The following is a 20,941-nucleotide window of genomic DNA, read 5'->3' on the forward strand; positions in this document are numbered from 1 at the left end:
CGTTAGGATTGTTCGGTGACTCAGAAGAAAGCAAAGCCTCATAAAGAACGGCGAGGGCGCAGGCCCGCACGTGGTTTCAAACCGTTTTCGGATCAGTTGCTTTCGGCCCGCCGGGCCTCAGTCCCAACAATTACTTACCCCGCCCAGCTGCCTGTAAGTAGCAGGCGGGACGATATTGCCAAGGCCATATCGGAAAACCAGGTTGTCATACTGTCCGGGCAGACCGGTTCGGGCAAGACAACGCAGCTGCCCAAGATCTGCTTGGAGCTGGGGCGCGGCATTACCGGAATGATTGGCCACACCCAGCCACGGCGGCTCGCTGCCCGCACGGTGGCTGAGCGCATTAGCGACGAACTAGGCACCCCGCTTGGGGAAACAGTCGGTTTCCAAGTCCGTTTTACTGACAAAGTGTCAGATAAGACCTTGATCAAATTGATGACCGACGGCATTTTGCTGGCGGAAATTCAAACTGACCCGATGCTTCGCCGCTACGACACGATCATCGTCGACGAAGCACACGAGCGCTCCCTCAATATCGACTTCATTCTGGGGTATTTGGCTCGGCTCCTGCCTGCCCGCCCGGATCTGAAGGTCATCATCACCTCGGCCACGATCGACTCGGAGCGTTTTGCCGAGGCCTTCGGCACTGACAAGCCCGCCCCCGTCCTGGACGTATCGGGCCGCACCTTCCCCGTGGAGGTGCGCTACCGCCCTCTGGAAATTGAAAACCTAGTCGAAGACGGCGGCGATATTCACGTAGAGGCCGAGCCGATCGACCAGGTGACAGGCATTATAGAGGCAGTAGACGAGCTGCTGGACGAACCGGGCGACTCGGGCCCGCGCGACATCTTGGTGTTCCTGCCAGGTGAACGCGATATTCGCGAAACGCAGGAGGCACTGGAAGATCACCTGAGGCATTTATCCGCCGGCTGCGCGGTCGAAGTGCTACCGCTATTTTCTCGCCTGTCGGCCGCCGAACAGCGCAAAATTTTCGCCCCCCACTCGCGCCGCCGAATCGTGTTGGCCACGAACGTCGCCGAGACCTCCCTTACCGTGCCGGGCATCCGCTACGTGATAGACCCGGGCCTCGCGCGCATTTCCAGGTATTCAAGTCGCACCAAGGTGCAGCGCCTGCCCATCGAACCCGTCTCGCAAGCTAGCGCCAACCAGCGTTCTGGACGATGCGGACGACTGGCGCCGGGGGTAGCCATAAGGCTGTATTCCGAGGAGGACTTCAACGCCCGCCCCGAGTTCACCGAACCCGAAATTTTGCGCACCTCCCTAGCGGCGGTGATCTTGCAGATGGCCTCGCTTGGACTGGGCAAAGTCGAGGATTTTCCGTTCATCGACCCACCCGAGCGCAAGGCAGTGCGCGACGGCACCCAGCTGCTCTACGAAGTTGGGGCCTTTACTCGCGAGGGCACGCTAACCAACATTGGTCGGCGCCTGTCTAGGCTGCCTATAGATCCGCGCCTGGGGCGGATGCTACTGGAAGCTGAACAACGCGGCTGCGCCTCAGAGGTGCTGGTCATCATTGCGGCTCTTTCCATGCAAGACATCCGCGAGCGCCCCGCCGATGCGCAAGAAGCCTCGGATGCAAAGCACCGCCGTCTGGCGGATCGCAAGAGTGACTTCATCACCTACCTGAACATGTGGCGGTATGTGCGCACCCTGTCGCGCGAATTATCTAATTCAGCTTTCCGCCGTAGCGCTCGCAAGGAGTACCTGCACTTCCTGCGCATTCGCGAGTGGCAGGACGTGGTTACCCAGCTACGACAGATGGCTCGCGATATTCACCTGAAGGTCCACAAGCTGGCCATGCCCGACCCGGCAGATCTTGCCGCGTACACCGCCGGCGCTACCCCCGCCAGCCCCGAGTTCAACGATGCGGTAGCAAAGGCGTGCGTCGAGCTGACGGCAGGCCCCACCACTACTGACGCGGACTCGATTCACCAATCCATCCTTACCGGCCTACTGTCCAACTTGGGCATGTGGGTGGCTCCCCACAAGGTGTACGAAGGCGCCCGCGGCACAAAGTTCGTACTGTGGCCTGGTTCCGGCCTTCGCGGCAGCCACCCAGAGTGGGTTATGGCAGCCGAGTTGGTGGAAACTTCCCGGTTGTTCGCGCGCACTGCCGCGGCCATCCGCCCCGAATGGATCGAGCCCGTGGCCACCCACCTTTCCCAATGTAGCTTTGGGGACCCTGTATGGTCTAAATCTGCTGGTAGCGCGGTAGTTACGGAAAAAGTAACGCTTTACGGCATGACCATTGTTGCCGACCGAAAGGTACGTTTAGCAACAGCCGCAAGACAGACTACAGACCCTGCCAAGGCACAACAGATGCTGGCACTGGCGCGGGAAATGTTTATTCGCAAAGCCCTTGTAGAGGGCGAGTGGAACAGCCGGCACCGTTTCGTGCGCGCCAACGCCAGGGTCTTAGACCGCGCCTACGAGGTGGAACGCCGCCGCCGCGAAGTGGGCCTAGTGGCCAGCGACGACGCCCTTGTTTCCTTCTTTGAAGATCGACTCCCCCTAGACGTTACCGACCAGGTCAGCTTCGACAGGTGGTGGAAGGGGGCGCGCCGGCGCCAGAGCGACTACCTAACCTACGGCATGGCAGACGTGTTGCCGCGTGGCGGGCAGGCCGACGAGACCGAGGATGCCCCCGCCCTCGACAAGAATGCCTTCCCCGACAGGTGGCAGCTGGGCGACATTGCCTTGCCACTCACCTACGTGTTTGCTCCGGGTGACCCGGCCGATGGGGTAACCCTGACGGTTCCCCTAGAGGTACTGCCCCGCCTTGAGGAACAAGAATTTCAGTGGCTAGTCCCCGGCTTCTTAGATCAGCTGTGCACCGGCATTGTGCGCTCGCTGCCCAAGGCGGTACGCCGCGAACTAGTGCCCGCCCCGGACGTGGGCGCTGCGGTGGCAAAGTGGATTCGTTCTGACGGCAAGACTTCCAAAGAAGCGGCCTCGACCTTCGCGCAGAAGCAGGCGGCCGCCCTCGACCAATCCATGGCCAGGCTGGCGTCGTGGGCAGGCATCGAGCCCAAGCCGAAGCCCCAGCCACAAAAAGACGCAAAGACCCAGCCGCAAAAAGACGCAAAGACCCAGCCGCAAGAAACCCGCATCAAAGCTGGCGAGGGCGACCTGGCCGTGGCCCTACGCGCCGGGCTGCGTGCAGTAAAGGCTGTAGACGTGCCGGCCACAGACATTGACATGGCGATCGAATCCCTGCCCGACCACCTACGCATGCGCTTCGTTGTCACGCAAAATGGGCAGCAGCTAGCAACCTCTAGGGAGCTGGTCTATCTGCAGCGCACGCTGGATACGAAAGCGTCCGCGGCGGTGCGCTCAGCGGTCTCCGGGGCGGTGGCCCGGGCGATGGCCGAGGCCGGGATGGTCGACCCGCGCGCAAAGAAGAAGGGCAAGAAGAAGCCCAAGCTGCCTGCTCCCAAGGTGGTAAAGGGGCCCAGCATCAAAGAAGAGGAAGGGCTTTCCTCCTGGCCAAGTCAGCACGCCCTCCCCGATTCGGTGGTCACCACGGGAGCAAGTATGACTGTGCGCGCCTACCCCTCGCTGGTCGACCCCTATGCTCCCGTGCGCGAAGACCTGGCTGACACCCCCGGCACCGGGGTGGGCAACACCGCTAAGGGGCAGGTAGCGCTGCGTTTGCTCGCAGAAAATTCCATCCGGGAACGCGAGCATCGCCTTGGCCTCATTCGACTTTACGTGCAGCAGCTGAGCTTGCCTACCAAGCGCATTACCACCAGGTGGCGTGGCAGCGAAGCGGCAGCCCTAGCCCAGTCTCCCTACCTCTCTACCGAGGAGATGGTGGCGGATGCGCAGTGGGCGGCGGTAGCAGCACTGCTGGACGAGGCACCGCAGGCGGGCTCCTTCTCCGAAATGCCGGGCGGCCTGCCGCGCACCAAGGACACATTCGAGCAGGTAGGCACCTGGATGCGCGACAAGTTAGAAGACCGCGTGTACCAGATCATGGGGCAGGTGGCCCGCGCCCTGGCAGCCAACGGGCGGCTGGACAAGGCGATACGCAGCGCCAACCAGCTGTCCATGCTCGATGTGCTAACCGAGGTGAAGGCCCAGCAAAACCAGCTGATATTCCCCGGATTCATCGCCCGCACCCCCACTTTCGCCCTGCCGCATTTGGACCGTTACCTGGCTGCCGCTCACAGGCGGGTAGCCCGACCGGGTGCCGACCAGCGGGCTGCTTGGCAGTTGCAGCAGGTTTCTTTCGAGGTCGAAGACGCCATCGAGGCCGCATCCTCGCTTCCGTGGGATGGCGCCCGGTGGGCCCGACTCGAGCGCGCGCAGTGGATGGTGCAGGAGCTTGCGGTGCAGGTGTACGCGCAGACGCTCGGAACCGCGGTGAAGGTGAGTCCGAAGAGAATCCGCGAATTGCTCTATTGAACCGCGCAATCTTGGCGTTGAGCCGCTTGCTCACGTAATCTTTCAGTCGTGGGATTGTTTCAGCGAATATTAGAGTTCTTTCGGGGCGGTAGTGCGCCCGAATCTGACGTGCCCGAACAGATCCCCCAGCCCGAGCAGCCGAAGCTAATCCCCGCGCGCAAAGTGCCGCCTCCTTACAGCGGCGATCCGCGCCTGCAGCAGGTAGCTCACGCGGTGCGTGAAGAAACGAAGACCGCTGCAATTTATTTGCGGCCGACCTCGGGAAAACCAACGTTAGCCGGCAATAAGTTGGGCGGCATCCCGCTGCTGGATGCGCGCGGCGTACCCCAGGGGCAAGAGGGGCCGCTAGCCTTGCTGTTGCAGCTTGACTTGGAAGAGCTCCCCAAGGTGTTGCCGTGGCTGCCTGATCGCGGCCTGTTGCAGATCTTCGTTGGCACGGACGCTGAATATGGTAGGGGACAAGCCCCGCTGATACGCCTGGCTATCAAGCCCGTTTCTATTGGAATGAACGCGCAAGAGCGCACTCGCGAGGTCTACCAGGCCGAGCTAAAGCATGCGGCTTTCGCAGCTGACGGAGAGGTCAAGGTTCGCGCCGAAGCCGGTTACGAATACATTTCTCCGTCCGAAGCAGGATTCGACGAACTGTATATTCTCCACTTCAACAAGGTATTCCCCGACACTCCCCTAACTTCCCTTACCGACCTGCGCCAATACGGAATTTACGAGGACGTGCTGAACGCCTTCCCCCTAAACACCGCTCCCCGATTGGGTGGGCGAGCCGACTGGTGCAAGGATGAACCGACCGCACGCGGAGAACACGTCCTCTTCGCCTTCGGCGGGGATCAACTGCGCACTGACACTTCGGTAGTAGATCTGCTGGGTAACGACAGGCTAGCTGCAGGGGCAATCACCGCAACAGATACAGCCTCCTTCGCAGACGCCTCTTGGTGGTGGGCGCGCCCCAATGGAAATTGATGCGGCCATTGCGCTCACTCGGCAGATCCTGGCCCAGCGCGGGTTGGACTGGCAAGTAAAAGCAGACCACGCCCACAGGCGCGCCGGAGCCTGCCACCACGCCAAGAAGACGATCACCCTGTCGCGGGTACTGTTACCGCTCTACCCCAAGGAGGCGGTCCGCAACGTCATCCTGCACGAAGTAGCCCACGCACTGGCGGGTGCCAGCGCAGGCCACGGCCCCAAATGGAAAAAGATCGCCGCCCAGTTGGGAGCCTCCCCACGCGCTAGCCTACCCGCCTCTTTGCCCACTGCTCCCGCGCCATGGATTGGCCGCTGCCCTGCCGGCCACGAAAGCCCTCGCTACCGCCGTCCCACGCGGGTGCTAAGCTGCGGCAAATGCTCCCGCCAATTTTGCGGGGACGCCATCTTGAGCTGGTATTTTCACGGCGAAAAAGTGCCCCCGGAACAGTTGGGGAGAAACTACCTAAAGCAGATGCGCACCCTCAGGAAAACCAATACTTGAAATAGGCGTAAAAATTGGCGTTGCCCGCCTGGGCACACTTATCTGAATAGTTGTGCGCTAACGCGTTGTCGTTCGGCTGGTACGGCGTGTAATTGTAGAGGGCGGCAGTGGCAGAATTTCGCAGATACACCGGAGCGGCCCCGCACTTTTTATTCACTGAAAACGGAATGTCTTGTTCGCGTCCGCTTTGGAAGGCATATTCGGCCGGATTAGCCCGATACCGATTGAACTGGCTGGCCGCCCAGTAGATCTGTTTCGAAAACCCTTTAAAGCGCGGGTCGCATTTTGCCCCATCCGGGCACGCGAATCCCATTGCCGAATCATAAGAGGTAGGTTTCAGATTCTTCTCCGAAGCCGTAATAAGGCCCTGTTCTTTTTGCAGAGTAACGAGTATTACCTGCGGGTTCAGGCGGCACGCCTCGGCGACTCGAGCAATGATCGTGGCCGCCGGAAGGTTCTTGCCGCCCTCAACGGGCCGACAATACTCCGTCCATCCCTGGCCTTCTAAGGAAAATCGTGCAGACTTTAGACACTCTATTTTTCCTCCGGGCGTGCACCTCTGCCCCGCTGACTCAATAAAACGTGCGATTGAGCGTTCATCCATGGAAAGCCAGTTCCCAAAATCTTCGTCGGAAATAATATTTCCCGCTTCAAATCCGGAATAATCCAACTTTGGCGTTGCTGCCGCAGAAACAGGCGCTACCGACTCGGGGCGATTGGCTTCACGTATAGCCGCGAGCGCGTATATGACCAAGACAACTATAAATACAACAAATAGGGCAGCAACTATGCGCCTGCGCCTGTATATTGCCTGCTTTTGGGACACGTCGCCACTTTCATTAGAAATCGTTAATATATATGCTTATCAGAAGAGGTGGCGAGCATGCCGCACAATAGTTATCCGCTATAACCACATGTGGCAAACCTACAAATAGGACTTCTTGAAGCTGCTCCACCTCGATAAAGTCATACTCGTATGTACGCGTATTGCATGCACACACCGAAACTACTATACGTAACTAAAGGGCAAAAATGTCTATGTCTGTTGATCTAGCGGCCCCCACTGGATGGGAGCACTCAAAGCGCGAAGCTACCCGCCAGGCACTCCTGGAAGGCGGCCTGCAGCTTGTAATCAAGACTGGTATCCCCGCCATGACCGTGGGAACTATTTCGGAAGCTGCCGGTTTTACCCGGGGCGCTTTCTACTACAATTTCGTAGATAAGTCGGACTTCGTATCCACTCTTATCGGCTGGTACTACCAGCACCTGCGCGTTCACACCGTAGAGGTGTGGGAGGAACTGCAGACTGTCCTCGAAGGTATCGACATGGACGCCCCCGCGCCCAAGCGTGCGGAAACTGCCCTAACTCCGTTCCTGGATGCCATTACCGGCAACCATAGGGCAATAATCGCCCAGGAAATGCGCCTATACGCCTCCCGCGACCAGCACTGCTACGAAATTCTGCAGTCTGCCGAGTTCGAATGGCAGCACGAAATTGAAGAGTACTTCCAGCGCATCATGGACGCCGTGAACATCAAGTGCACCGGTTCCCTGAAGGATCTGGCACTGCTAGCTCGCACCGCCTACACGGTCTTTGACGTCTACCCGGAGGGTTACACCGACCACTACGGCGAAACAGTAGGCGAGACGCCAACGACGCTGTCCACCATTTTCGAGCTAATGATCACTGACAAGTAGGCAATCCGCTTAGGCGTCGCAAAATTTTTGCACTAGGCTATTGACATGGAGAAGGAAAACGACCGCGAAGTTCTAACCTGGCAAGCCTTTGGCGACGGCATGCGCACGCTTGCCGAACACATCTACGAATCGGGATGGATGCCCGACCTGGTAGTGGCAGTAGCCCGTGGCGGCTTGCTCCCCGCAGGCGCCCTGTCCTACGCCCTCGGCACCAAGTCGATCGGCACCCTGAACGTAGAGTTCTACACTGACATTGCTGAAACCCTTCCCGAGCCGGTGGTTCTTCCCCCGCTCATGGACACTTCAGCACTGCGTGGCAAGAAGGTGCTGGTAGTTGACGACGTAGCAGATTCGGGTAAAACCCTGCAGCTAGTTGTCGACCTGGTGTCCAAGCATGGCGTTGTTTCTGCCGACGAAGAAGTAGTTGAAGTCTCTGAGGTTCGCAGCGCGGTCATCTACGAGAAGTCTCGCTCGATCGTCAAGCCAGATTACGTGCTGAAGAAAACCGATAAGTGGATCAATTTCCCCTGGTCCACCTTGCCGCCAGTCACTGACCCCAACAAGGTTGGGGCCTAGAGGGAACGCCTGTAGTTCGCGATCGTCGCACTGGCAACAGTGCGCACGCGAGCCCGCACGTCCTCCCTATTAGCAAGCTGAGGGTCGCTGAGCCGTCGCCGTACTAACACGGCAGCGGTATCGGCGCCCTCATTCATATATTCGGCCAAATTTTGGGGCTTTGCCGCGTGCGAGCGCACCCATTCCAAAGACACTACGCCCACGTGTTTTTCGATTGCCCGGGCAGCCTTATCTGCCAGCGCGGAAGCATCCCGGCTGATCTCTGGCATGTCCACCGGGTCCTTGCCCTGCTCCCGTTCGCGCCTGGCTTGCGGCGAGAGCCGCGCTTCCACCAGATCCACGGACACCTGCGAGTCGGTAATGATCCGCATCCTAGTGTTCGGATGCGAGCGGATCGCCCGGATGATTGCCCACAGCTCGCACTCAACGATGTCGCCCGTATACAGGTCACCGTTGCCTCCCCCAAGCGAATCAATCCACGCCCAGGCTCCCTGCGGGTTTCCTCTTCCTACCGAACCGTCCGTTGCCACTACTACTAGCGGTTTCACGAGGGCGTCCTCGAATTTTTTGCGGGTAGCCTGCGCTTTCGCCAACTCCCGCAGATGGGCCGCATTATCTCCGGCCCACTCAGCGGCCCGCGCGCGCACCTCAGCCCCCAGTTTGCGGGCAATCGGATCGGTGCCGTCGACCAGGGTAATTATTGGGAACGAATCTTCGTAAGATCTGATCTCGTCTGCCACCCGGCACGCCGAAATCCGCACGGCTGCCGGTTGTTTCCAAGCTACGACCTCGGAAAAGCGGCGAAGCACCATCATGGGCAGTTCGTCTTGCAGCGAGACGGGCTCGTCTATGCGCGCCTCGACGGCACCATCTTTTGTAGTGACGGTAATGACCAGCTCGGCGGGGCCCACAGAGGTTTGTACCGAATGTACAGCTATTAGTCGGGTCAGCCTGTTAGACGCTCTAGAGGCTGGCTGGCTCATTAGCTATAAACACCTTTCTGAAGTTAGGGCAGGCGGGGCGCCGGATCGCAGAAGGCCCAGCTACCGCAGGTGCACTCGGTAGGAGGCATCCACGTAACCGCGCTTGTTCCGCAGTTCTTGTACTTCCATAATAGTTTGCGCGTACTCGTGAGCCTTAGACCCGGCCGGCGGCAAGTATTCTACCCACCCGCTGTTGGTTAGCCGCAGCGGCACCGGGGTTGAGGTAGATGCTGGGCGGGCATTGACTGCGTACGGTTGCAGGATCTTTGCCAGTTGGATGTGAGCCGTCTGCTCCGAGACTACGGCAATCGATTCTGCCTGCGGCACTACCACAATACCCCCATCGCCCATGTCTACCTTTGGTAGTAGATCGCGCACGTGCTTTACCGGGAAGCGCCACAGCAGCGCCGAAATAAGGTTCGTCCCATTGTCTATGCGCAGGTAGCGTTCTTCCTTCTGCCCAATCACACGGATTCGCAGTTCAGGGGTGCCGTCTGGGCTAATGCGCAACGATTCAAAATTGGACCAGGCAAGATCCAATAGTTGACCCCTGGTGGATAGGTCCAGCAGGTGCCCAATCATCTTGTTTCTTGTGGTGAGCACATTCAGCTTGCCTGCCTTGCGCAGAGCCAGCCCCACCGACATGTACTTGCCAATACGAGTAATTTCAAAGAGCGGCGCCACCCCTTTTGACATGTGCTCTTCTCGGAACATAACCGTTGGCGCCGTTACTGGCAACAGCTGCGCCAAGGGGGACGTACCGAATGCATTACTCACGCTCTTATTGTTGCCTTTACGCACAGTTTTCGCATGTTGAAAGGTGCATGTTCCCTATGGCTCTACTTTTCAAGCAAAATTCTTGTCTATTTTTCCCGAGGGCGAGCACGCCGCCCCAGCCGGGCGATTATTGCTCCTAGTAGGCGCTCCTTACCGGGGCCTGAGCGGGCATAGAAAGGGGCCGGTAGGTTTCCCTACCGGCCCCTCTTCTAGCTATCTGGAGGAGACTAGCTGGCTACTTCTTAGCGGCGGCGATGCGATCGCGCAGTGCCTGCAGCTCATCGAGGAGGGGCTGCGGAACCTTGTCGCCAAACTGCTCGAAGTACTTTGCAGTATCTTCAGCCTCGGCTTCCCATGCTTCCGGATCGATGGTGTACATCTTGTCCCATTCTTCCTTGCCAAGGCCAGTGCCCTCGAGGTTGAAGTCCTCGAACTTCGGGTACAGGCCGGTGACGCCCTCGATGGCATCTACCTGGCCGGAAGCGCGGCGGACGATCCAGTCCAGGACGCGAGAGTTGTCGCCGTATCCTGGCCAAATGAAGTTGCCGTCTTCGTCCTTGCGGAACCAGTTGACCTGGTACACCTTCGGGAACTTGTCGCCCAGCTTCTGCTGCATCTCGAGCCAGTGGCCCCAGTAGTCGGCCATATTGTAGCCACAGAACGGAAGCATTGCGAACGGGTCGTGACGCAGCGAACCAGCCTTGACGTCAGTTGCCGCAGCGGTGACCTCAGAGGACACGTTTGCGCCAATGAAGACGCCGTGTGCCGGGGTGTACTGCTCTGCAACTAGCGGCACGTTGGTAGCGCGGCGGCCGCCGAACAGGATTGCGTCGATTGGGACACCCTGAGGTGCTTCCCAGTCGGGGCAAATGATCGGGCACTGCGAAGCAGGCACGGTGAAACGGGAGTTCGGGTGTGCGGCCTTCTTGCCAGCCTTTGCGTCCTCGGGCGTGTAGTCGTTGCCCTGCCAGTCGATCAGGTGATCGGGCAGTTCAGTGTCAATGCCCTCCCACCAGACATCGCCATCGTCGGTCAGTGCGACGTTGGTGAAGATCGAGTTGGCGCGAGCGGTGTCCATTGCCATCGGGTTGGTCTTGTAAGAAGTACCGGGGGCAACACCGAAGAAGCCGGCCTCGGGGTTGATGGCGTACAGGCGGCCATCCGGGCCCGGACGCATCCACGCGATGTCGTCGCCAACGGTTTCTACCTTGTAGCCCTCGATGGTGGGCTGCAGCATTGCCAGGTTGGTCTTGCCACATGCCGACGGGAACGCGGCGGTGACGTGGTACTGGTTGCCAGTTGCCTCTTCAGTCAGGCGCAGAACCAGCATGTGCTCTGCCATCCAGCCGTCTCGGCGGCCCATGGTCGACGCAATACGCAGAGCGAAGCACTTCTTGCCCAGCAGTGCGTTTCCGCCGTAACCGGAACCGTAGGACCAAATCTCGTTGGCTTCGGGGAAGTGAGTAATGTACTTCTCGTCATTACATGGCCAAGCAGTGTCTTCCTGGCCCTCTTCCAGAGGAGCACCAACGGAGTGAACTGCGGGAACCCACGGCTTGCCTTCGGCAATCAGATCCAGCGCCTTGGCGCCCATGCGGGTCATGATGCGCATCGAGCAGACTACGTAAGGCGAGTCAGTAATTTCGATGCCAAGCTGAGAGATTGGGCCGCCGAGCGGGCCCATCGAGAAGGGAACCACGTACATGGTGCGGCCCTTCATAGCCCCACGGAAGACACCCTTTTCACCAATCAGGGTTTCCTTCATTTCCTTCGGATCTGCCCAGTGGTTGGTGGGGCCAGCGTCCTCTTCCTTTTCGGAGCAGATAAAGGTGCGCGACTCGACGCGAGCCACGTCGGAGGGCAGCGAACGAGCGAGGAAACAGTTCGGGCGCTTTTCCTCATTGAGCTTGGTGAGCATCCCGGTCTTCACCATCATCGAGGTTAGGCGATCCCATTCTTCCTGGGAACCGTCAGAGAACTCGACAGATTCCGGTGTGGTGATTTCGGCAATCTTTGCAACCCACTGCACTACTTCTTCGGGTGCATTAGCCGGAGCAGCGGCCTGGATGTCCTTTGCGGTAACGGTCATAACTTTGTTCAGCCTCCTGAGCCTTGAAAGGGGCGTCAGCCTCAACGCCCGATGACATGTTCTATCTTTGCAGACGAAAATAACTTTTGCACCGGGCAGAAGTCCCTGATTTTTCTAACGCATCAAAAACTTGCCAACGCCCTTGCATAAACCTCATTGCGCAGGGAAGGGAGAGTTCGCGACCAGCGTTTGCAAAGGTGCAGGCCACAATGTGTTCCACGGCATTGTTCTGCATCACAGGAACATTCTGGATAGTTTAAAATTGTCGCTAAAGGCGAAATTTTAGTAGCAAAAATATTCCACTAAATGAACGGAGTTGCCATGCCCAAGAACCCAGAAAAGAACCCTACAGGGGACTTTGGTGCCCCAGTAGTGTCCGAGGAGCACTCGCTGACCGTGGGCCCGGACGGTCCAATCGTGTTGCACGACGTTCACCTGGTGGAGTCGCTAGCTCACTTCAACCGCGAGAACGTTCCGGAGCGGCGCCCTCACGCTAAAGGGTCAGGGGCGTTTGGCGTTTTCGAGGTAACCGAGGACATTTCGAAGTACACTCACGCAGATTTTCTACAAAAGGGTAAGAAAACTCCGATGCTTGCTCGCTTCTCTACTGTAGCTGGCGAAATGGGATCGCCAGATACGTGGCGTGACGTGCGCGGATTCTCGCTTAAATTCTACACGCAAGAGGGTAACTTCGACATGGTGGGAAACAATACGCCTACATTCTTCATGCGCGACCCACTGAAGTTCCCTCACTTCATCCGATCACAAAAGCGCCTGCCCGACAGGGGCTTGCGCGACAACAACATGCAGTGGGATTTCTGGTCCCTGTCCCCCGAGAGCGCCCATCAGGTGTCCTACCTTATGGGGCCACGCGGCATTCCGAAGTCCTACCGGCACATGAACGGCTACTCTTCCCACACCTACTCGCTGATCAATTCCGAGGGCGAACTGTTCTGGGTGCGCTGGCACTTCCACACCGAGCAGGGCGTGCAGAACTTGACCAACGACGAGGCCGAAAAGTTGGCCGGATCCGACCCCGACTTCCACAGGCAGGACCTATTCGAGGCCATTGACCGGGGCGAATACCCATCGTGGCGCGTGGACTTCCAGATCATGCCTTACGAGGAGGCGAAGACCTACCGCTTCAATCCCTTCGATCTGACGAAGACTATTTCTAAGAAGGATTACCCACTAATCCCGGTTGGCAAGTTCACGCTGAACCAGAACCCGACCAACTTCTTCACCCAGATCGAGCAGGCAGCATTTGCGCCCTCGAACATTGTTCCGGGCACGGGCCTATCCCCAGACAAGATGCTGCTGGGACGCGCATTCGCCTACGCGGACGCCCAACGTAACCGCATTGGCACTAACTACGCACAGCTGCCAGTAAACCGCCCTGTGGTAGACACGAACGCCTACACTTTCGACGGGCAGATGGCATTCGAGGACTCCGGGGATGCTCCGGTATACGCCCCCAATTCGTACGGTCGCGACTGGGGGCAGGCTGGAGGCGTAGACGAGGCCTCTTGGCAGAGCGATGGAGAACTGGTCCGCAGCGCCGCCACCTTGCATTCCGAGGACGACGACTTCAGCCAGGCTCACGATTTGGTGCGTAACATTTACACCGACCAGGAGCGCGCTGACTTGGTAGACACTGTAGTCGGCATGCTGAACGAAGGGCAGGGCAAGGAGCCCGTCCTCACTAACGTGATCAAGTACTGGAAGAACATTGACCAGGAAGTGGGCGCCGCCATCGAGAAGGGCTTGCGCGCCTAGTTCCTTCCCTGCGCACTGGACGGGTAGATACAGTGCACATTTGCCCCTGGGGTGCGGCAGAAGCCGCACCCCAGGGGAAATCCCTTCTAAACGACGATTATTTGTAGGGCAGCGAACCATGCCCGGGATGCGGCTATTCAGGTTTTCGAGGCCACCCAAAAGGCAAGCACTTGACAGTTACTATTTAAGTCCGTATGTTTTATAGCAAGTACTTGATAGTCAAGTGCTTGCCATTTATAGGAGTTCGCATGGTAAACAAAAACAATAGCTCGCCAGAACGTCACTGCCCTGACGTTAACGGCGACAGGAACGACCAGCCCCCCTTCCCCGGATCGGACGAGGAAGATCTGCGCGGTCAGGTAGCTGCAAAGCTCCGCTACATTTCTATGTGGCAGATGCACAAGCGCCGCGGGCGCGGCAGCGGACGCGCTCCTTGGGCTGATCCAAGACACGGTCAGGGCCGCGTCTTGGCCCTTCTGGCAATGAAGGAGACAATGACTCAGAAGGAGCTCACCTACCTGCTAGGAATGTCCAGACAAGGTGCCGCCGAGCTAATCTCGAAGCTGGAATCGAAAGGACTGCTAAAACGCACCCCCTCAGAATCTGATCGGCGCGCAATGGACATATCGTTGACAGAAGAGGGCGCAAAAGCTAGGCAGGAACAAAAAGAGCAGCCTTCTTGCGAAGAACAGATCTTCGACGTGCTGACCGAAGAGGAACTGGCTGACCTAGTTTCCTATCTGGAACGGATTACGCAGAAGATAGAAGATTTAGACCCCAAGTTCGCTAAGCGTGTGCGGTGCGCTCGCACCGATTTCGAGCGCGGCCACGGCCGCTTCGGCCACCCACACATGGGAACTCGCGGTTTTGATGGCCCACATGAGGGGCCGCTAGGCTTCGGCCGCCCAGGCTTTCGGAAGCACCACTGCCGCATGCGACACTGGCACTAAACAAAGTGGGCTCCCCCGTTTGGTCGGGACGTAGACATAAATATTGGCCCTCGACAGGAGCTTTTACCTGTCGAGGGCCAATATTTTCAGTTACCGGAACCGACTATTCCGCGTTTTCGTTCATCCCAGCGTTGATGTGGCGCCCAATCCACGGAGTCAGGCATGCCAGGATCAGGGTGAAGACCAAGGAAACAATGCCGGTGCCAACGAACACGGTGGTGTTCGACAGATTGCCGGTATGCTGCAGTACCTGGGCGGTGATTGCCTGGCCCGAGGCCGAAGATAGGAACCACAGTGCCATCGCCTGGCTCTTGAATGCCCTAGGTGCCAGCAATGTGGTGGCTGCTAGCCCCACAGGCGACAGACACAGCTCGCCAACCGTCTGGATTACGTAGGTGAAGGCGAGTACCCACCAGGGCGATTTTCCGCCGGAATAGACGCTGGCCCATGCACCCAACCAGATGAAGGACAAGGAGGCGAGCGCCAAACCGATCGTGAATTTCACGGCGGTGGGGACGCGGCTACCTACCCTGGTCCAAAGGGCTGCGAACAGGGGCGATAGCAGCACGATGAACATCGGGTTGATGGACTGGTACCACTCGGGGTTGATGGTGATGCCGGCTACTGCCAGGTTGGTGTCGTCTTTGGCGAATGCGGCCATCGAGGACGCAGCCTGTTCGAAGATCATCCAGAACAGCATTGCAGCTACGAACAGTGGGATGAAGGCGGACAGTCGCGAGCGCTCCTCGACAGTAACCTTCTTGGAGCGGAACATCACTACGAAGTAGCAGATAGGTGCGGCCAGAGCCAACAGCGTTAACGAGTCTATCGCATTGACCAACCAGTCTTTGCCGGTCACCAGGTGTACCAGGATCAGTACCAGGGCCAGGCCAGCAATAATGCCTACTACCAGTACCCACATGCGGGAACGTTCACTCTGCGATAGCGGGTTGGGAACGTCATCGACGCTGGGGTTCAGGTACTTGCGTCCCTGAATGTAGAAGACGAGGGCTATGCCCATGCCTACTGCGGCCACCGAGAAGCCTGCGTGGTAGCCACCCCAGTTGCGGGCGGCAGCAACAATGAACGAGGAGATAAAAGAGCCAATGTTGATGCCCATGTAGAAGATCGAGAAGCCGGCCTCACGCTTAGGATCGTCGTCGCGGTACAGGTTTCCGACCATTGCCGAAATGTTCGGCTTTAGCAAGCCGGTGCCCAGGGCCACCAGGATGATGCCTATATAGGACATAGTGGCAATTGGGATGGCCAGGCAGATGTGGCCGCCGATAATGACTAGTCCGCCGTACAGGGTGGACCGTCGCGGCCCCCACACGCGGTCTGCGAACCAACCGCCCAGGACGGACAGTAGGAACACCGAAGCTGAATAGATCTGTGCCAGCGACTGGCCGATCGCGTCGTCAAGGGCCAGCCCACCGTTCGCCAGCGTGTCTACCAGGTAGTAGAGCAGTATGGCTCGCATCGAGTAGTAGCTGAACCGCTCAAATGCTTCGGTGGTAAATAGTGGCATCAGCCCTAGGGGATGCCCGAAAAATCGTTTGCCTGGGGGATTCCACTGTGACTCGGCGACGTTCGCCATGTTACCTCCGCGATTGGGAACAATTTCAGATTTGCCTTACTATACCCACATTTTGGCCATATCTGTACTTTATATTCCGTTGAAAGAGGCTATTTCTATGCAAAACTTTCTTTAAGCTTAGTTAGCATTAGTCACAATTTACCTTTATTTATTGTCACAGTCCGCACGCGGCACTAACCTCGGCACGGACCCGTTCTAGCCGTTGTTTTGCGGCTAAATAGGGCACTTCGTCACCTGCGGGCAACACTACTTCTAGGTAGCACTTGAGCTTAGGTTCGGTTCCCGAGGGGCGGATCACTACCCGGTCGTTTGCTTCAGTTTGCAAAACTAGGACATTTGCGGGCGGCAGCGTGTCAGTACCGTTCGAAAGATCCTCGATCTTACTTATTGCTGCTCCGGCGAGGGCGGTGGGCGGATTTTGGCGGAGGCGCTCCATTGCCCGCTCAATTTCTGGGAGCGAGTCTACGCGGAAGGTCAGCGGTGCGGTTTGGTACAGGCCGAAGCGACGGGCCAGCTCGTCGAGCGCATCTTGCAAAGTATTGCCCGCTTTTTTCTGTTTGGCAGCGAGCTTGGCAATGGCTACCGCTGCGGCAATTCCGTCCTTGTCGCGCACTAGGGCAGGTGCCGGGCAGTGGCCGATGGCTTCTTCGTAACCGTAGAGCAGGTTTGGGGTACGAGCTATCCATTTGAAGCCGGTCAGAGTCTGCACAAAGTCCAGCCCGTTAGCACGCGCTATCTCTCCGAGTAGGCGCGAAGACACGATCGAAGTTGCCAGGGTACCGCTGCCTCCTTGCGCCGCAACGGCGTTTCCCAACAGGGCTCCAGTCTCGTCCCCTGATAGTTGTTTAAACCCCTGGCCAGCGGGTATTGCGACGGCGCAGCGATCCGCATCCGGATCTACCGCTATGACTAGGTCGGCGCCAACCTGGGTTGCGGTTTCGAATGCCAGGTCGAGCGCCCCGACCTCTTCCGGATTGGGGAAGGCGACGGTCGGAAAGTCAGGATCGGGATCCGCCTGCGCAGCCACCAGGGTTACGTCAGCGAAGCCAGCCCGCTGCAGCGCCTTTCGGCACAGGGGGCCGCCCACCCCGTGCATGGGGGTAAGCACGATTTTTAAATCCTGCTGCGGGGAAGGAGCCACCACCGCTCGTAGGTATTCTTCGGCCACGTCCACGGCCACTATCCCCTGCCGCGAGCGCGGCACTTGGTTTGCAGGCTTGGCGGCAACGATGGCCTCCGCGATCTGAGCGTCGGCGGGCGAGATGATCTGCACCCCCTGAGCTGGACCGGTGGCGATTCGGCCACCAAGGTAGACCTTGTAGCCGTTGTCGCGAGCAGGATTGTGGGAGGCGGTCACCATGATTCCCGCGTCGGCACCCAACTTCCGCACGGCGAAGGCGGTGATGGGAGTGGGTTGTGCGGGGGCCAGCTTGAGCGCTTCGCCGCCGGCCGCGCTAACGACCTCGGCAGCTGCTGAGGCAAGTTGGGCAGAGCCGTAGCGCGCATCGCACCCAATTACCACCCTGGGGGTTGCAACTTTGCTGTTCAGCCAGGACATCAGCCCCGCGGTAGCGCGCACCACTACCGCTTCGTTCATGCGCGACTCGCCGGGGCCGAGGGCGCCGCGCAGCCCCGCCGTGCCAAATTGCAAAGGCCCAGAAAATGCGTCCTTCAACTGGCCTTTCGCATCTTTGTCACCAGCCTGGGCGGCCTCTATGAGCCGGAGTAGTTCTTCCTTGGTGGCCGGGTCGGGATCTGCCTGTGCCCACTGTTTTGCCCTGGCTAGTAGCTGCATTAGTCCGCCATTTCCTGCAGGATTTTTGCCGACGCCGATAGACCTAGGCGGGTGGCTCCTGCAGCCACCATTTTCTGTGCCGCTTCGGCCGTGCGAATGCCGCCCGATGCTTTCACCCCGGCCTTGCCGGCCACAGTCTTTGCCATCAGCGCCACGGCGTGTTCGCTAGCACCTCCGGCTGGGTGGAATCCGGTAGAAGTTTTTACGAAATCAGCGCCAGCGGCTACAGCGGCCTCACAGACGGCCACAATCTGCTCGTCGGTTAGGGCTGCTGATTCTATGATCACTTTCAACACCGCGGCGGGGATAGCAGCGCGCACCTGCGCAATTTCGTCCTCGATCTGGGCGTAATTACCTGCCTTGGCGTTGCCCACGTTGATCACCATGTCAACTTCTTCGGCACCATCGCTGACAGCCTGTGCCGCCTCTGCAGCCTTGATCTGCGGCTTTACAGCCCCTGAGGGGAAGCCGCAGACGGTGGCCACGTGCACGCCCTCGGGAACAGAAAGTGGTAGAGCCGAGGGCGAAACGCACACGGAATAGGTGCCCAGCCGGGCGGCCTCCTTGCCTAGAGCCTCAAAGTCCGCGGGGGTTGCTTCAGGCTTCAGCAAGGTGTGATCGATCATGCGAGCTAATTCCGAACGTTTCACTTTTCCTCCTGTAGGGTCCGGCGCTGCCGGTTCCGCTTTTCAATTCGAGCCATGTTTGTATCGGCAACCACATAGATGATGGCACCGACCAGGGCTATCGCAGCCAGGATAAACATGACCGCCGCGTATCCGCCCGTGCCCCCGAGCACCCCGGGAAGCTCCAGGTGCAGGTCGGCCAGCTTCGCGCTGTAGGCAATGCCCAACGGAATCGCAATGTTCACAGTCAAGTTATAGAAACCAACGGCAATGCCAGATTGTTCGCCGGGAATCTTTGCTAGCGCAGACGACAGTAGCGGGGCATACATAAGGGCGTAGCCGCACGCGAACAGCAGCGAGGCCACGACGAACACTGCCGGGGAAGCCTTCATGAAGAAGCCCATGAGCAGCAGCGCAATCACAATAGAGGCGGCCGCAGTGTAGATTGCTTTGCGGGTAGACAGCAGTTGGCCGATCTTACCGGAAGCCACTCCAACCAAGATGGCGCCGACATAACCGGGCGCTAGCAGCAGGGACGCACCCGCAGCCTTGTAACCGTGTACCTGCTGCGCAACGGCGGGGAACAACACGATGAAGCCGAGCTGTACCGAGTAGACGATGAACACAAACACCAGCGCCCAGATATAACGCCCGTTCCGGAAGAAGCGGGGGTGCACTAGCGCCGCGGGCGACTTGGCTACGTGCACGGCAAATAGGACGATGCCTAAAAGGGTTGGCGCCAGCCAGACAATCTTAAATTCCTGCATGAACATGATCAGCGAGGAGGCGAAGATGGCGATCAGCGCCAGTCCGATCCAGTCCACCTTGCCGGTTTGTAGTTCTTCGTCCGCGGGGACGGTACGCAAAATAATTGGAATGGCGAACACCAGGATCAGCGGGATTGCGAACATGGCAGTCCAGGACACGTAGGTGGCCATGAAACCGCTGGCCAACGCCCCGAAGAGGGTGGATGCCTGGAAGGCAGCCGTCGAAAAACCAAGATAGGTTTTCTGCTGGGCCTCACTCAGCTGCTTCGTCACGTAAATGACGTACAGTGTTTCCGCCGCAGCCAGCCCCGCAGTTTGGACGATGCGTCCTAGCAGCACGAGCGGCCACGAAGCCTGCCCTAAGAAGCCCAGGAGGGATCCTACGATAGCCAACGTAATGCCCGCCAACATCAGGGTGCGGACGGGCACGAAGTCTGACAGCGCCGCGTAGACAACCGCCCCGATGCCGATCAGAATGCCCGCCAAGGATGCTTGCAGTGACACCTGGTTCAGACTCAGGTGCAGCGCCTGCCCCATCGAGGAAGTCATGAACTTGAAGCCATTGTCAATGATCAGGCTGAACACGAACGTGAACAGCATGATCGGGACCGCAGCCTCCGGTGAGGGCGACCTCTTTAGTTTTGCGCTCTTAGCTGCGGCAGTCACTTCTGGGCCTCCTTGGCTGCTACGGGCAGGGTCAGTTCGATCATCTTAGTGAAGGCCTCCTGGCGTTCCTGGGCACTGGTGTGCGCGCCCGTGACTATGTTGTCCGAGACGGTAAATATACCGAGGGCGTTAGCTCCGGCCTCGGCGGCTACCGAATACAGGCCGGCAGATTCCATTTCCACGGCGAGTACGCCCATCTTCGCCCACCGCTCATTCACGGTTTGGTCGAAGTTGTAGAACACGTCCGAGGACAAGATATTACCTACGTGAATCGGGGTGTCTTGGCGCAGCGACTCCTGGTATACGCCCTCGAGCAAATCCCAGGAAGCGGTGGGAGCATAGGTTCCCGGCAGGTTGAACTGGTTGATGAAATTTGAATCAGTCGAAGCTGAGGACGCCACCACCACATCGTATAAGTCCAGGTCGGGCTGTAAAGCGCCACAAGAACCTACCCGGATAACATTGCGCACCCCAAAGAAGTGAATCAGTTCGTGGGCATATAGGCTGATGGAGGGGATCCCCATGCCAGAGCCCATCACGGAAACCTGAGTCCCCTCATACGTGCCGGTAAAGCCCAGCATCCCGCGCACCGAGTTGAATTGGACTACGTCACGCAAATAGGTTTCGGCAATAAATTTTGCGCGCAGGGGGTCTCCTGGCATTAGTACCGTGTTCGCTATTGGTCCTGTGGGGTTGATGTGCGGGGTCTGCTGCATAACGATGTACTTCCGAA

Annotated in this window: 16 protein-coding genes; 7 read left to right on the plus strand and 9 right to left on the minus strand. The window is 58.6% G+C overall.

Features of this window, described 5'->3' with window-relative positions:
* Positions 1 to 15: 15 nt before the first annotated feature.
* From hrpA to AC1EKG_RS07665, 3 genes are read left to right on the plus strand one after another with little or no spacing between them, the layout of a single operon-like run.
* Complete coding sequence (gene hrpA, locus AC1EKG_RS07655) at positions 16 to 4,428, plus strand: ATP-dependent RNA helicase HrpA (RefSeq protein ID WP_004808069.1); 4,413 nt, start codon at positions 16 to 18, stop codon at positions 4,426 to 4,428.
* A gap of 48 nt (positions 4,429 to 4,476) precedes the next feature.
* Complete coding sequence (locus AC1EKG_RS07660) at positions 4,477 to 5,403, plus strand: DUF1963 domain-containing protein (protein WP_004808067.1); 927 nt, start codon at positions 4,477 to 4,479, stop codon at positions 5,401 to 5,403.
* A complete protein-coding gene (locus AC1EKG_RS07665) occupies positions 5,393 to 5,908 on the plus strand; it encodes a SprT-like domain-containing protein (protein WP_004808066.1) in 516 nt (171 codons plus the stop codon). Before AC1EKG_RS07660 ends, AC1EKG_RS07665 begins: the two co-directional genes overlap by 11 nt.
* Here the strand turns inward: AC1EKG_RS07665 and AC1EKG_RS07670 are convergent.
* Positions 5,889 to 6,734, minus strand: a complete 846-nt coding sequence (locus AC1EKG_RS07670; RefSeq protein WP_004808064.1) for a hypothetical protein — start codon at positions 6,732 to 6,734, stop codon at positions 5,889 to 5,891. The two genes, AC1EKG_RS07665 and AC1EKG_RS07670, sit on opposite strands and share 20 nt — an antisense overlap.
* Before the next feature lie 206 nt (positions 6,735 to 6,940).
* On the opposite strand from AC1EKG_RS07670, the gene AC1EKG_RS07675 reads away from it, so the two are divergent.
* Positions 6,941 to 7,606, plus strand: coding sequence for a TetR/AcrR family transcriptional regulator (locus AC1EKG_RS07675; protein ID WP_004808062.1), 666 nt, complete (start codon positions 6,941 to 6,943; stop codon positions 7,604 to 7,606).
* A gap of 45 nt (positions 7,607 to 7,651) precedes the next feature.
* Positions 7,652 to 8,182 (plus strand): phosphoribosyltransferase, encoded by a 531-nt coding sequence (locus AC1EKG_RS07680; RefSeq protein WP_004808061.1) that lies wholly within the window; start codon positions 7,652 to 7,654, stop codon positions 8,180 to 8,182.
* On the opposite strand, the gene AC1EKG_RS07685 is transcribed toward AC1EKG_RS07680, so the two are convergent.
* The 3 genes from AC1EKG_RS07685 to AC1EKG_RS07695 form a co-directional block, all read right to left on the minus strand.
* Positions 8,179 to 9,165 carry a ribonuclease HI gene (locus AC1EKG_RS07685; RefSeq protein ID WP_004808059.1) on the minus strand — a complete coding sequence of 329 codons (987 nt, stop codon included), beginning with the start codon at positions 9,163 to 9,165 and terminating at the stop codon, positions 8,179 to 8,181. The two genes, AC1EKG_RS07680 and AC1EKG_RS07685, sit on opposite strands and share 4 nt — an antisense overlap.
* A 60-nt stretch (positions 9,166 to 9,225) precedes the next feature.
* Positions 9,226 to 9,942, minus strand: coding sequence for a hypothetical protein (locus tag AC1EKG_RS07690; protein ID WP_048708123.1), 717 nt, complete (start codon positions 9,940 to 9,942; stop codon positions 9,226 to 9,228).
* A 235-nt stretch (positions 9,943 to 10,177) separates the two neighbouring features.
* On the minus strand, positions 10,178 to 12,031 hold the full coding sequence (locus AC1EKG_RS07695; RefSeq protein ID WP_070424941.1) for a phosphoenolpyruvate carboxykinase (GTP): 1,854 nt from the start codon (positions 12,029 to 12,031) through the stop codon (positions 10,178 to 10,180).
* Positions 12,032 to 12,337: 306 nt separating this feature from the next.
* Here AC1EKG_RS07695 and AC1EKG_RS07700 point away from each other — a divergent pair, with 306 nt between their 5' ends.
* Together AC1EKG_RS07700 and AC1EKG_RS07705 are read left to right on the plus strand one after the other, a co-directional pair.
* A complete protein-coding gene (locus AC1EKG_RS07700; RefSeq protein WP_239659979.1) occupies positions 12,338 to 13,807 on the plus strand; it encodes a catalase in 1,470 nt (489 codons plus the stop codon).
* A 248-nt stretch (positions 13,808 to 14,055) separates the two neighbouring features.
* Positions 14,056 to 14,757 (plus strand): MarR family winged helix-turn-helix transcriptional regulator, encoded by a 702-nt coding sequence (locus AC1EKG_RS07705; protein WP_053086216.1) that lies wholly within the window; start codon positions 14,056 to 14,058, stop codon positions 14,755 to 14,757.
* Between the two features lie 103 nt (positions 14,758 to 14,860).
* On the opposite strand, the gene AC1EKG_RS07710 is transcribed toward AC1EKG_RS07705, so the two are convergent.
* The 5 genes from AC1EKG_RS07710 to deoD all read right to left on the minus strand — a co-directional run bounded on the left by AC1EKG_RS07710 (position 14,861) and on the right by deoD (position 20,924).
* The gene (locus AC1EKG_RS07710) at positions 14,861 to 16,354 is read right to left on the minus strand and encodes a peptide MFS transporter (RefSeq protein ID WP_070424940.1); all 1,494 of its coding nucleotides are present in this window, start codon (positions 16,352 to 16,354) and stop codon (positions 14,861 to 14,863) included.
* 154 nt (positions 16,355 to 16,508) lie between these two features.
* Positions 16,509 to 18,149: a phospho-sugar mutase gene (locus tag AC1EKG_RS07715; RefSeq protein WP_070424939.1), complete on the minus strand. Its 1,641-nt coding sequence runs from the start codon at positions 18,147 to 18,149 to the stop codon at positions 16,509 to 16,511.
* Entirely contained in the window at positions 18,149 to 18,799 is a 651-nt protein-coding gene (gene deoC, locus AC1EKG_RS07720) for a deoxyribose-phosphate aldolase (RefSeq protein ID WP_083285962.1), read from the minus strand. Before deoC ends, AC1EKG_RS07715 begins: the two co-directional genes overlap by 1 nt.
* Positions 18,796 to 20,208, minus strand: a complete 1,413-nt coding sequence (locus AC1EKG_RS07725; RefSeq protein WP_070424938.1) for an MFS transporter — start codon at positions 20,206 to 20,208, stop codon at positions 18,796 to 18,798. Before AC1EKG_RS07725 ends, deoC begins: the two co-directional genes overlap by 4 nt.
* Entirely contained in the window at positions 20,205 to 20,924 is a 720-nt protein-coding gene (gene deoD, locus AC1EKG_RS07730) for a purine-nucleoside phosphorylase (protein WP_070424964.1), read from the minus strand. Before deoD ends, AC1EKG_RS07725 begins: the two co-directional genes overlap by 4 nt.
* Between the last annotated feature and the right edge of the window lie 17 nt (positions 20,925 to 20,941).

Source organism: Winkia sp. C0117E2 (genome assembly GCF_056590455.1).